Source organism: Streptomyces sp. NPDC058877, assembly GCF_042742855.1.
In the GTDB taxonomy this organism is placed as follows: Bacteria; Actinomycetota; Actinomycetes; order Streptomycetales; family Streptomycetaceae; genus Streptomyces.
In genome coordinates, this window is the sequence record NZ_JBHYMF010000029.1 from 1 (window position 1) to 13,299 (window position 13,299).

Genomic DNA, 13,299 nt, shown 5'->3' on the forward strand with positions numbered 1-13,299 from the left:
ACCGACCTGTCGCGGTGGGATCCCGACGAGCTTCAGGCGGTGGCTCTCGCGCTCAACAGCAGGCCCCGTAAGACCCTCGGCTGGAAGACACCAGCCGAAGCCCTCAACGAGCACCTACTATCGATTCAGGCCCACGGTGTTGCGACGACCGGTTGAGTCCGGGCAGTGATCTTCCATCGTCTCGAAATCGCAGCTCACGGACGTGTTCGGTGTTCGGGCTGCTCGCTCCGGTCGTGGGCGGCGGCCTGCGGAGTCGGTCGTCCCTCAGTACCGTGGCTCGCGGAGCGGCGCAGTGGTTTCGCCGGCCCGGGCCGGCCGGGTCGGGCAGCGGTCGTGAGGAGAGGCCCGTGTGAGGTCGCCTTCGGACGGAGCGGGAGTCCGCGCCGCCTCGTTGCCCGTACCGCGGGTCCCGGACGGTGCCGAGGTGGCGGCGGACGGCCGCTCCTGCCGGGGTGCACACCGGATGCACGAGGACCATCAGCAGCACCTAAGGAATATGGTCGACTCATGGGTGATTTCGTGCACTCCCCGCATGCGCAGTCGCCGGCACGCCGTCGCGAGTGCCGTCCGAGCGCGTACGGGGAGGCGGCGCGGCATGCCCACCGCTGCCGGGAAGCGCCTGTGGCCCGGCAGCGCCCGGCTGAGGACGACAGGACGGTGACCACCGGGGCACGGGTCGTCACGCCACCGGGGCTGCCGTTGCCGGGGCGGGCACCGCTCGGGCCACGGGCGAACGCCGGAGCGGCGTGCGTGCGCAAACCGGCCGAGCGGCACGCCCGGCCGGCAGAGCCGACGGGACGGCCGACGGGCACCGGCCGGGCGTCGCGCTGGGCGGGTCCGCGCGTCGGCGCGAGGGCGGCGGACGGTCGCCCCGGTCTGGCCCGCCCGGCCGCTGCGGTCGCACCGAGGGCAGGGTAGCGACCGTGCGACCGTCCCCCTCAGGCCCGGGAACCGGCCCCGGTGCGGAACGGCTGGAAGCCCTCATGGCCGACGTGATGCACGAGACCGGTGCTTCGGCCGGCCTGCTCTACCTGCTGCAGCCCGAGGACCGGCGGCTGTGGCTGGCGCTGCTCTCCGGAGTGTCCCGGCAGATCGCCGCGCCGTGGTACCGCGCTTCGTTGGATGCGGCGACGCCGGTCACGGACGCCATGCGCCAACGGCGTCCGATCTGGCTGGACAGCCAGGAGGAGGTGGCCCGTCGCTACCCGCAGCTGGGCCTCGTCCTGCCGTACGACTTCGCGCTTGCCGCGTGCCCCTTCGTCAGCGGTACCCCGGTGCGGGGAGGCATCGCCCTGCTGTGGCCGGTCGGATCCACTCCGCATCCGACCCCGTACCGGCACGAGGCCGTCAGCGCGTACTGCCGGCGGACGGCACTCGTTCTGGCGCAGGCCGCCGACCGGGGCGAGCCACTGTTGCCCCCCGAGGAGCCCCGTTACCTTCCGACATCGTTCGAGGGCGCCGACCCCGCCCGGGCCGTGGCCGCGCTCGGCTTCGCCGAACGCCTGCCCACGGGCTGCTGTGCGCTGGACCTGGAAGGCCGGCTCACCTTCATCAACTCCGCGGGTGCCGATCTGCTGGGCAGCGATGCCGCCTCGCTCACGGGCCGTCTGCTGTGGGAAGCGCTGCCGTGGCTGCGCGTGCCAGCCGTCGAAGAAGGCTATCGAGCCGCAGTGATCACCCGTCGACCGACCTCCTTCACCGCAACGCGTCCCCCGGACGGACCCCTGCTCTTCCGGCTCCATCCCGATGGCAGCGGCGTCAGCATCCAGATCACGTCCGCATCACAGCAGACGGACACCGTGGAGGCTCCGCCGGCCGAGGAAGCAGTCGGTGTTTTGGGGCTGTACCACCTCACGCACCTGGCGGCTGCCCTCGCCGAAGCCGCTACCGTCCACGACGTGGCCGACGTCGCCGCCGACCACATCGTGCCCGCCTTCGGCCCCCAGGGCCTGGCCCTCGCGGTCGCCGAGGAGGGCCGTCTGCACGTCATCGGCCACCGCGGCCACAGTGCCGAGCTCATCAACCGTTTCGACGGCACGCCCTTGGCCGCCCGCACCCCGACGGCGCGCGCACGGGAGATCGGCGCCCCCGTCTTCTTCTCCGACTCCGCCGACTTCCAGCGCGCCCACCCCGGCGCACCCCGCTACGACGACAGGAGTTCCTGGGCCTTCCTCCCCCTGACCGCCTCCGGCCGCCGCATCGGATCCCTCTCCCTCTCCTACGACCGGCCCCGCTCCTTCCCTCCGGCCGAACGCGCCCTCCTCACCTCCCTCGCCGGACTGATCGCCCAAGCCCTGGACCGCGCCCGCCTCTACGACGCCCAGCACACCGTCGCCCGCACCCTCCAGACCAGCTTGCTTCCCCCGGCACTGCCCCGCATCGCAGGCCTGGACGCCGCCGCTTGCTACCGGTCCGCAGGCCACGGCATGGACATCGGCGGTGACTTCTACGACCTCATCCACATCCCCACCGCCACCACGGCAGCGATCGGAGACGTCCAAGGCCACAACACCGCCGCCGCAGCCCTGATGGGACAGGTCCGCACCGCCGTCCACGCCCACGCCACCGCCGGCACCTCCCCCGGAAACCTCCTCGCCCGCACCAATCGCCTCCTCGCCGACCTCGACACCGGGCTGTTCACCAGCTGCCTGATCGCCCAACTCGACCTCGCCCGCCACCGCGCCCGCCTCGCCACCGCCGGACACCCCCCGCCCCTGCTCCGCCACCCCGACGGACGCACCGAAGTCCTGAGCCCGCCCCCCGGACTTCTGCTGGGCATCGATCCCAACGCCGACTACCAGACCATCGAAATCCCCCTTCCGCCCGGCGCCGTACTGGTCCTGTACACCGACGGGCTCGTGGAAGTGCCCGGCAAGGACATCGACGACACCACCCGTTCCTTCGTCCGCCACCTCGCACGAACCCGGGTCCACGACCTCGACCGCCTCGCCCAGAGCCTCCTCCGCCACGCCGAACACCCCGCCCGGAACCACGACGACATCGCCCTGCTGCTGCTCCGGCCCCTCCGGTGACCGCGGCAGCCGCCACCGCCCGACATTGCGGCGAGCGGGCCCGACGAGCGCTCGGAAGGCGCCCCCGGAAGGCGCCCCCGGAAGGCGCCCCCGGAAGACGCCCAGGGAAGCAGCCCGGGCGACCACCACACGGCGTTCCCGGCGGCGGCCCTCCACGAGCCGGCACGTGTTGGACCCCGAACGACCGGAACGGATCACTGCGCGGCGCTCGGAACCGGCGGAGTGCGCAGGCGTCGCCGGGCGGGTGTGCCGATACTGGAAGCAGAACCGGGGCGACGGTGAGCGTGGTGATGGACGAGACGGCGGCCGAAGTGACCAGCGGCGCCGCGCGGGATGCGGGCGGCTGGCTCGGTGCGCTGTCAGTGGCTGCCGTGGCCACCGACAGCGCCGGAATGATCGTTCGCTGGGACCGCACCGCGCAGGAACTGCTCGGCTACGCCTCCCGCGACGTGGTCGGGCGGCACATCGCGGAGCTGCTGCACCCCGGGGCGGACCGCAGCCTGGGCCGCTCGCTGTGGGAGCGCGCGGTCACCGGCCGTGGCGTCACGGGCACCGTGACCGCCTGGCACCACGACGGGCGGCCCCTCGAACTGGAGATCTGGGCGACACCGGTCCCCGCACGGACCCGTGGCGGCACCACGGTGCTGGTCTTCGCCGCCGACGCCCACGAGGCCCGGGCGATCCGTGGTTCCTCCGCCGTGTGGGACGGACTGTTCGCCCGATCACCCGTCGGCATCGGAGTCCTGGACACCCAGCTGCGGTTCCTGCGCGTCAACCCGGCGCTGGAGGCCATGAACGGCCTGTCCGAGGCGGCGCACATCGGCCGCCGCCTGGTCGAGGTCCTGCCCGGAGTGAACGCCGCGGACATGGAGGCCGCGATGAGGCGGGTGCTGGAACGCGGCGAACCGGTCCTGGACTTCCGCCGCATCGGCCGAACCCCCGCCGACCCCGACCACGATCACGTCTGGTCGTGCTCGTACGTGCGCCTGGAGGACCCCGACGACCGGCCGATCGGCCTGACCGCCACCCTGATCGACATCACCGCGCAGCAACAGGCCGAACTCGAGGCCGAAACCGGCCGGCGTCGTCTCGCCCTGATCAACGAGGCCACGTTCAAGATCGGCACGAGCTTGGACCTGGAGCGCACCGCCCAGGAGCTCGCCGATGCGGCCGTGCCCGATCTGGCCGATGCCGTCACCGTCGACGTCCTGGACAGCCTCGCCGCCAGTGGCGAGCCCGGCCCGGGACTGATCGGCGGCAACGCCCTGCGCCGTCTGGGCAAGGCGCCGCTGACCGGCTCCGCCGTCACTGAGGTCCTGGCCCCCCTCGGCCGTACGCTCACCTTCCCCGCCGCCGCCCCCTACGCCCAGGCCCTGGCCGATCGGCGGCCCTTCCTCATCGCCCGCCTCGATGCGCAAGCCGTCGCGCCCGCCGCCCGCCACTCCACGGCCCCCGCCACGCTCCTGGGCCTGGGAGTGCACTCCTTCATGATGGTGCCGTTGCTGGCCCGCGGCGTGGTTCTGGGCCTGGCCAGCTTCTACCGCAGCCGACCGCTCGGTCCGTTCACCGACGACGACCTCGCACTGGCCGGCGAGCTCGCCGCGCGCGCCGCGATCTGCGTGGACAACGCGCGCCTGTACCACCGCGAACACGACACCGCCCTGATCCTGCAGCGCAGCATGCTGCCCCAACACATCACCCCGCCGCCCGGTTTGGAGGTCGTCCACCGCTACCTGCCCGCCAGCGACGTCAACGAAGTCGGCGGCGACTGGTACGACGTCATACGCCTCGCCGACGGCAAGGCCGGTCTCGCCATCGGCGACGTCATGGGACACGGCACCGCTGCCGCCGCCGTCATGGGGCGCCTGTCCGCGAGCGTGCGCGCCCTGGCCCGCCTGGACCTCGAACCCGAGGCCCTCCTGCACCAGTTGGAGTCCGCGCTGGACGACTTGGCCGAGCCGATGCTCGCCACCTTCTGCTATGCCGTCCTGGATCCCGCGAGCGGCCACTGCCGCATCACCCGGGCCGGCCACCCGCCCCCGGCACTGGTGGAACCCGACGGCACCGCCCGCCTCCTCGACCTGCCCGCCGGCCTGCCGCTCGGCGTCGGCGGCGCGCCCTTCACCACCACCGAGGCCACCTTCGAACCGGGCAGCACCCTGTTGCTGTACACCGATGGGCTCGTCGAAGCCCGGGGCAGCGACATCGACGACCGCCTCACCGAGCTCACCGATCTCCTCGGGCAGCCCAGCTCTTCCCTGGACCGGCTGTGCGACGCCCTCCTCACCCATCTGGTGCCGACCTCCGCCGACGACGACATCGCGGTGCTCGCCACCCGCCTCCCGCCCGCCCGGTGACACCGCGCGACCGCGGTGCACCACCGGCCGCGCGTCCGTGCGTCCGCTCCGGTCACCCGCCGTCGGCGCACGGCTCCCGGAGCGGACCGCGGGCGCCCGGGGAAGCGGAGGGGACGGCGGACCGGACGGCGGACCAGACGGCCGGTCTCGGGGCGCCGTCCCCTCCGGGCCTCAGCGCGAGAGGAACTCCTGCCGCAGCGCTTCGAGGACGCGGGCCGCCCCCTCAAGACCTGCCGTGCGGCAACGGGCCGCTGCCCTGTTCAGCCGGACGACGGCCTCCTGCCGTCGCTCCAGGCCGTTGCCCTCGATCAGTGCTGCGATGCGGACGGCCTCGGCACGCGGAACCTCGCCGTGCTCGCCGCCCTCTTCGTGCGCGGCGATCGCCGCCTCCGCCTGGGCCATGGCCTCGTCGAAGCGACCGGCTTCCGCCAGGACGAGGGCGCGCCGGTAGTGGATCTCGCCGCGTTCGTACCAGGCCGTGAAGTCGTCCCCGTCCTCCGGCGGGGCGGCCAGGGCCGCCTCGGCGCGGGCCAGGTGGTCCAGGGCCGCGTCGACCCCGTCGGCCCCCCGCGTGGCGAGGGTGAGCCGTGCGAACTCGCGCATCATCAGGGCGATGATCGCCGTGTTCGGCGACTGGGCGTGGGAGGCGACGGCCCGCTCGTACGCGGTCTCCGCCGCGTCCCAGCGGTCGGCCATGGCCAGGGTGGTCGCCGCCTCCGCCGCCACCAGGGTGAGCACCGCGTGCTCTTCCTCCGGCCAGCTCGCCACGGTGTCCGCGAGGCGCAGCAACTGCTCGGCGGCAGGGAGGTACTCCTCCAGTTCACGCAGGCCGCGTCCGAGGGTCAGACGGGCCTGGGCCAGCATCCGCTGGTCCACGTCCGGCAGGGCCCCATCGGCGAGGACGGACTCCAGGACGGCGACGGCATCGGCCTGTTGCCCGGAGCGGGCGAGCACGTCGGCCAACTGGAGCCGCGCGTCCGTCGCCTCGGCGGCTTCCCCGTCCTGGTCGAACCGCGCCGCCGCCTCGGAGAGGTGGCGGACCGCGCCGCCCGGGTCCCCGAGGTGCACGGAGGCATGGCCGAGGAGGAGGTACGTCGGGGCGAGTGCGAAGGAGGCGTCGTCGTGCGCGACGGCATCGGCGATCGCTCCGTGGAGCAGTTCCACGGCTTCCTCGGCTTCCCCCTTGGACAGCAGGATCTGCGCGAGGAACGCGCTCGGGCGCGGCCGGCGCCAGGGCCGTTCGGCAGCCTCGACGTCCCGGAGGGCCGCACGGAGCTCCCGCTCGGCACCGGCCACGTCGCCGAGACGTCCCGCCACGTCCGCGCGGAACTGCCGGGCGTTGGCGATGTGGTGCGGGAACCCGAGGCGCTCCGCCTCGGTGTGCAGCCGTGCGGCACTCGCCTCGAACCGCTCCGTGAGGCGCTCGACGTCCGCCGCTCCGGAGCCCTGGTCGGCCGCCGCCGGCGCGCCCGCCTCCTCGGTCCCTTGCCCGTCCGCGCTCAGCGCGCCGATCACGTCCCGGTAGGTCGCGAAGGCGTCGGAGTAGAGGACGGAGAGGTACGCCAGGGTGCGCTCGGTGCGCAGGTCGTCTCCGAGAGCCGCTTCCCCGTCCCCGAGGGCAGCGCCCTCGAAGGGGGCCTCGGCCTGCAGCTTCTCCGCTGCCAGCAGGGCCTCGTCCAGTCCTGCCCGGACCGCGGCCCGGTCCGGCCGCTCGCTTTCCGCGCCGCGCGGGAGCAAGGCCCAGGCGAGGGTGCGGGCCCTGCCCGAGAGCGCGTGCCAGGGCATCTGGAGCCGCTCGTAGAGTTCGACGGCCGCAGTGGCCTCGGCGGTGCTCTCCGCATGGCGGTCGTCCAAGGAGAACTGTTGTGCGCGGTGCTCGGCGAGCTCGGCCCGGAGGAGGTCCTCGGGGCCGGAGGCCCCGTCGTGCGGAGCGGTGCCGTCGGCGAGGCGCTCGGCGATCCGGGTCCAGAGCCGGGCGTCGCCGGGGTGGCCGCTCAGCGCCATCCGGCGGGCTTCCCGCACGAGTGCGGCGAAGTCCTCGGGCACTTCGATCCGGGCGGCGGCGGCAGTGGCGGTCGTCGAGGACGAGGACGAGGACGCTGATGCCGATGCGACGGTGCGCGTCGTGGCGGAGGTGCGCAGACCGAGGGGCAACGGCTCGTCGAGCAGGGGGCGCCGCGCAAGCCGTGCCCTGCGGTCCCCACCGACGGCGTCCGTGCCGTTGCGCGCGTCGAAGGCGGCGGCGAGCGGGTCGGCCTCGGAGCGGACGTGGGTGAGGAGCGCGTCGGCCGTCCACTGGCGACCGGACGGTCCTGCCACCGGGGTGTCCCCGTGGCCGTTCTCGACGAGGTGGGCGAGGAGCACTTCGACGCCGACGAGGAAGCCGAGGTGGGAGAGCGGAGCACCGGTCGCCTCGAAGAGGGAACGGTTCTCCGCGAGGATTTCCAGGCCCCGGCCCTCGTTGCGGGAGAGCGCGCAGAACTCCAGGTGCAGGCCCACCTCGTCCTGCATGCCCGGGTTTCCCCGCACCTTGCGGTAGCCGGCGAGGTGGTGGGAACGGGCCTCGTCCGTGCGGCCGGAACGCAACAGCGGGAGCAGGGCGAAGGCCTGGCTCATCTGGGGTTCCTCGCTGCAGTGCTGGTCCCCTTCGAGGACCGGCCGCCAAGCGTCCAGGGCCGCCGCGTCATTGCCGCCGTCCACCTGGTGCCGGGCGTGGTGCCGGGTCTCGCAGGCCTCGCAGTCGCTGAGGTCCGTGCGGGGCCGGGTCGCCCAGAGGTCGTAGGCGTCGGCGACGCCCGCTCCGGTGTGGTGCGCGAGGTGGTAGGACATGGCGGCGACGGGCTGCGGACCGTGGTCCGCCTCCTCGTAGCGGGAACGCATCCGGTCGATCCAGCCCCGCACGGTCGCCAACGGAACGTCCGGCACCTGCAGCAGGGAGGTCGTCACCCACTTGAAGCGCCAGAAGACCTGGTGGGCCTCCCACGGGCTGAAGGAGTCGGGGGAGTCGTCCCACAGCTTCAGCAGACGGGCGAAGACCACCGGCGACTTGCGGTGCTCGCCGGTGAACTCGTACGAGGTCATCAGTTCCAGCAGGGCCGTGACGAGCACGTCGGACTTCTCGAAGGCCTCCGCGGCCTCGACGAGTTCCTCGGCGGTGACGGTGCGTGCCAGACCGTGGGGGCGCTCGTGGTTCTCGCGGAGCGCCTCGACCACGGCCTCGGGGGTGTCCAGCATCTACAGTTCCTTCGGGGACTCGGATCCGGGGGCCGCCGTGCCGGGGTGGTGCATGGCGTGGGTCAGCAGGCCGATGAAGGCCCGGTTGAGCAGGGCGCTCTCGCTCGCGCGCAACGGCCGGCGGCTGAGCAACAGCGCCTGCCCGTAGAGCGCCTCGGCGGTGGTGACGGCGAGGCCGCGTTCACCGATGGTGAGGGCCTGCCGGACCAAGGGGTTGAGGTGGTTGAGGACGAGCTGGGCGCGCGGGGTCTCGTCGCGCAGGGAACCGAGGATGTCGGCCCACAGCCCGTCGCTCTCGGCCGCGAGGTTCGATCGGGTGCGCTCGTGGCGCGCCTCGCGGTTGTCGAGCAGCAGCGCGGGGGCGGTGACCGGCTGGAAGTCCCGGAGCACGACGTCACAGTCGTGGGCCCCGATCGTCTCGCGGGCGACGGCCAGGAACGCGGCAGCACGCAGCTCGGCGCCCGGGTCGACGGCGTCGAGGTGGGCGGTCACGGTGCTCGGATCGAGATCGGTGACGGAGGTGCCCGGGCGGATTTCGGGCAGCCGGTGAACGAGGTCGCGGTCGTAGGTGTAGCCGCCGTTGACGACGCCCAGTCCGGCGGCCGAGGCGATCGGCGCGACCTGGCGGAACTCCTCGACGCTGCGCGTCACGAGGAGCGCGGGGTGGTTCCGCGCGAACTCTTCCAGGGTGACGTTGCCGTCGGTCGTCTCGAACGGCAGCCAGGGCAGCACGATGCGCAGCAGCTCGTCGTCGTAGCGGGCGAGTGCCTTGACCGCGAGGTGGTGGGTGTCGATGAAGCGGTGCAGCAGGGCCGGATCGCTGGCGGCGAGGCCGGTCAGCCAGTCCCGGATCCGGTCGCCCAGGGCGTCCCGTACGGCGGACAGGGTGCCGTCCTCGTACAGCGACTCCCGGGAGGCGGTCGGCCGCAGGCTCGTGGTGTCGACGACGCAGCGCACGAAGAAGGCCCACTCGGGGAGCAGTTCGGGAGCCTGGTCGGTGAGCAGCATGCCCTTGAGGTGGACGCGGTGCCCGGCGCGCTGGGCCGGGCTCACCGCGGTGGGAAGGACGTAGGCGACACCCCGGAGGCCCGCCGCCGGCAGGTTCAGCTCGACGGCGTCGAGCGGGGTGAAGTCGAAGACCTCGCGGCAGTATGCGGTGAGCGCTTCGCGCCGGGCCAGGGGAGAGCGGTGGGTCCGCTCCCACGGCGGCGCTTCGTTGACCCGGTGGCTCTCGCCGCGCGGATCGACGACGGTGACCTCGTGCCGCAGGAGACCGCCGTAGTGTCGGGCGAGGGCGATGACCCGATCCGGTTCGGTCCACTCGGCGTTGTCGACGCGCGGCACGAGCCGCACGGTGGTGCCCGGCTCGGGCAGCGTGGCGGAGGGCAGGGTACGGATGGTGTAGCGGCCGTCGGAGTGGCCCCGCCACTCGACGGTGGGTGCGGCGGGGTCGGCGGCGGACCGGCTCAGCACGGTGATCTCGTCGGCGACGACGAAACAGGCGAGCAGGCCGATGCCGAACTGGCCGATGAACTCCCCGCGTGCGGCGTCGAGTCCCGCACCGTCCAGGGTGCCCCCGGCGGTCCGCTTGGAGCTCCGCCCGATGGTGGCGAGGAACCGGTGGACGTCGGCTTCGGTCAGCCCGATGCCGGTGTCCGTGACGGTGAGGGTCTCCCCGGTGCGCACGGTGATCGTCCCGGCCGCGCCCGGCTCCAGCGCCTGCCGGGCGGTGATGGCGTCGACGGCGTTCTGCAGCAGTTCGCGCAGGTACACGCGGGGGCTGGAGTAGAGGTGGTGGGAGAGCAGGTCGACCAGGCCGCGCAGGTCGACCTGGAAGGTGTGTGAGGTCTCGGAAGGGGACACCGGGCGCAGTCCTTCGGTGCGTGTCCGCGCCGAACGGCGCGTGCGGGGTGTGAACGGGGTGGTCGCGATCGGCCGATCAGGCCGAGGAGGAGCGGAGCTGCCGGAAGGCCTTTGCCGGATCGGCACCGTTGAGGTAGTACCAGGGGAACTCGGTGACCCGCCCCCCGACCGCCCGGAAGCACTCCTGCGCGGAGCGGTCCTCGTCGGCCAGTGAGAAGGCCATGGCGAAGGTGTTGTAGACCTGGATCCAGCCGGGGCCCCGGACGAAGTCCGGATGGCGGATGGAGTGGTCGGCCGCCTCGTGCAGGGAGGCGCGCACCGCCTGGCTCCGCATGTAGCCGAAGTCCTCTTCGGAACCGAGGGAGAGCCAGTGCTCCAGATGCGCCGTGGCGACGAGCTGGCCGAGCAGCGTACCGGCGGGTGCGCCGAAGGCGGACTCGCGGGCGAAGGCGTGCATCTGCTCGTGCGAGCCGCTCCACTTCGCGCACAGGTGCTGCAGCCGTTGCTGGTGTGCTCCCAGGTGGTGCGGGGCGCGGCGCACGGTCGCCTCGAAGCGGCGGCGTGCGACGTCCGGTTCGACCTGGAGGCCCCGGCCGGTGATCTGCAGGGCGTACCAGGGCGAGATCCAGCCGGGCTCGCGCTCGGCCACCTCGTACAGCCACTTCTCCGCGGAGGCGAGCCGGGAGTGGAACAGCTCGAACTGTTCGCGGGAGACGTCCTTGGCGAAGGCGCCGGTGCGCGCTTCCCAGCCCCAGCTGATGTAGCGGATCCCGGCGACCAGGCGGGGGAGCGGAGATTCCGGCTCCGCCTCCAGGACCCCGACGATCCACCGTTCCACCCCGGCGGTATCGCCCACGGCCCACAGCAGTCCCGTGCGGTCCTCGCTCTCGGTCCTCGCTTCGAGCTCGGTCCGCACGGTGCCCCAGTCCGCGGCCTTCGCGGCTGCGCGGATGCGTCTCGCCGCGGGATCCCCCTGGTCCTTGTCCACACGCGGGACGACCTTCGTCGTCCACTTCTCCAGCGCAGGCCCCCAGTCACGGAGCAACGCCATGTCCCCACCCCTTGCCGCGTTTCGGACGGGATGGCCGATGATCACTGCATCCCGTGGGTGTAGTGACTATCACGCGTGACCGACGATCGCACATCTGTTTATGCGACCTGGTCGTGTGGCCTCGTGGTCCCGAGGGGCCCCGCCCTCCGATTCCCCGCCGGCGGCCTCCCGGACGCCCCGCGGCCGGGCCGGGCCGGGCCGCCACCCGCACCCCTTCCGTCGGTCGCGGGTGGCGGCGGAGTGCGGGCGGCGAGGAGCGGGGCGACGGACTTCAAGGATTTGTCATGTACTCGTCTTGTGTGGGATGCCCCGCGAGGCGATGCTTGCCACGGACACCCATACGCCCCGGTGTCCACGGGGTGCGGGCGCACCGCTCGATCCCACCCCGTCGAAGTCCCGTGTCCCCACATCCCAGAAGGGCCGAGTCGCGTGAGACACCACCCCCCAGGACGCCGTGGCGTCATCGTCTCCCTCCTCGCGTTAGTCCTGACCCTGTCGGGCGGTCAGGTCGTGAACAGTGCCCCGGCAGTCGCCGCCCCGCCCCCGACCCACGCCTCCGAAGTGGCCGCGGCGGAAGACCTGGCAGCACGCGACCTCGCCGGCTCGCTCGCCGACACCACCTGGCGGTCGCACGTGCGCCGCGCGGTCCTCGCCTCGGGAGAGGTCCCGGTGGCCGAGCTCGCCGGCACCGCCCACAAGCGGCTGCAGCCCCGACTGGCCGAGGCCGATCGCCGCATCGCCGAGGCCAAGGGCCTCGACGAGGGGGTGGGCCCGCTGCTGACGCTCCGGCTCGGAACGGACGCCATGCGCACGGCACTGACCGAGGGCGTCGTCCCGTGGGTCGCCGTGGTCGCCTCCGACGACGAGGCCCGCACCGTCAGGGCCTACGACAGCCGTGGTGCCGTCCACCTGCTCGATGCCCGCACGCCGCCCCGCCGCCCCGTCTACGTCGTCGACATCGACGGTGCGAAGGCCCTGTCCGCCGGGATCGACGTGCTCAAGGAACAACTCGGCCGCTACGGACTGACCTCCGCGACGGAAACCGGATCGGCACCGACCACCGTGTCTCCGCTCACGTCCGCGCCGTCGGCCGCGGCTGCTTCGGGGTTCTGGACCACCCGCATCACTTCGGTCCGCCTCTCCGACGACGAGGAGCCCTGGACCAAGGGCGACGCCGAGATCTACACCCTCGTCACCGGCTTCGGCCAGGACGGGAAGGTGCGGGTCGACCCGGTCGACATGCCCTACCTCGACGATGACGGCGTCACGTACCACCCCAACCAGGTGCTGGTGAACTGGTCGCTGTACAAGTACAACCTGGCCGACGCCGTGATGATGGAGGACGACGACGGCACCAACTACCGCGATCTGGCGAAGGCGATCGCGGCGGTCCTCCTGACGGTGACCGACCAGGGCGCCTACATCCCGTTGGTGAGCGCCGTCCTGGACGCCATGCCCGACAGCTGGTGGACGGACGACGACGACTACGTCGACTCCTGGTACACGCTGGCCCGCGCCGACAACGGGGTTCGTCGAGGAGCCCGGGGGAACGGTTCGATGACCGTGGAGCCCTACTTCGTCGAGCAGTTCTGAACGAAGCCACCGGGTGGACCCGGGCCGAAGCCCGCGGGACGAGCCGTCGCGGCACCCCGCCGCGGCGGTTCCGTCGCCCTGCCGCCCCGGCCCGGAGCGACGGTCCGGCGCCGGGAGGCACGGGGCGCGGACCCACGGACCTTCCGGGATCCTCGGCGGCGTGCCGACC

General features: G+C 72.9%; 6 protein-coding genes and 1 pseudogene. 4 read left to right on the plus strand and 3 right to left on the minus strand.

Features of this window, described 5'->3' with window-relative positions:
- The 3 genes and pseudogenes from ACFW2Y_RS09785 to ACFW2Y_RS09795 all read left to right on the plus strand — a co-directional run.
- Positions 1 to 156, plus strand: a pseudogene (locus ACFW2Y_RS09785) (IS30 family transposase); the annotation flags it as partial.
- Between the two features lie 827 nt (positions 157 to 983).
- The gene (locus ACFW2Y_RS09790; protein WP_384875989.1) at positions 984 to 3,032 is read left to right on the plus strand and encodes a SpoIIE family protein phosphatase; all 2,049 of its coding nucleotides are present in this window, start codon (positions 984 to 986) and stop codon (positions 3,030 to 3,032) included.
- A gap of 290 nt (positions 3,033 to 3,322) precedes the next feature.
- Entirely contained in the window at positions 3,323 to 5,389 is a 2,067-nt protein-coding gene (locus ACFW2Y_RS09795) for a SpoIIE family protein phosphatase (RefSeq protein WP_384875991.1), read from the plus strand.
- Between the two features lie 171 nt (positions 5,390 to 5,560).
- On the opposite strand, the gene ACFW2Y_RS09800 is transcribed toward ACFW2Y_RS09795, so the two are convergent.
- From ACFW2Y_RS09800 to ACFW2Y_RS09810, 3 genes are all read right to left on the minus strand, one after another.
- Positions 5,561 to 8,623 (minus strand): hypothetical protein, encoded by a 3,063-nt coding sequence (locus ACFW2Y_RS09800; protein ID WP_384875993.1) that lies wholly within the window; start codon positions 8,621 to 8,623, stop codon positions 5,561 to 5,563.
- Entirely contained in the window at positions 8,624 to 10,486 is a 1,863-nt protein-coding gene (locus ACFW2Y_RS09805) for an HSP90 family protein (protein WP_384875995.1), read from the minus strand. It abuts the gene before it with no gap.
- Positions 10,487 to 10,562: 76 nt separating this feature from the next.
- Complete coding sequence (locus ACFW2Y_RS09810) at positions 10,563 to 11,537, minus strand: hypothetical protein (protein WP_384875997.1); 975 nt, start codon at positions 11,535 to 11,537, stop codon at positions 10,563 to 10,565.
- A gap of 510 nt (positions 11,538 to 12,047) precedes the next feature.
- Here ACFW2Y_RS09810 and ACFW2Y_RS09815 point away from each other — a divergent pair.
- Positions 12,048 to 13,130: a DUF3103 family protein gene (locus ACFW2Y_RS09815; protein WP_384875999.1), complete on the plus strand. Its 1,083-nt coding sequence runs from the start codon at positions 12,048 to 12,050 to the stop codon at positions 13,128 to 13,130.
- The last annotated feature ends 169 nt before the right edge of the window (positions 13,131 to 13,299 follow it).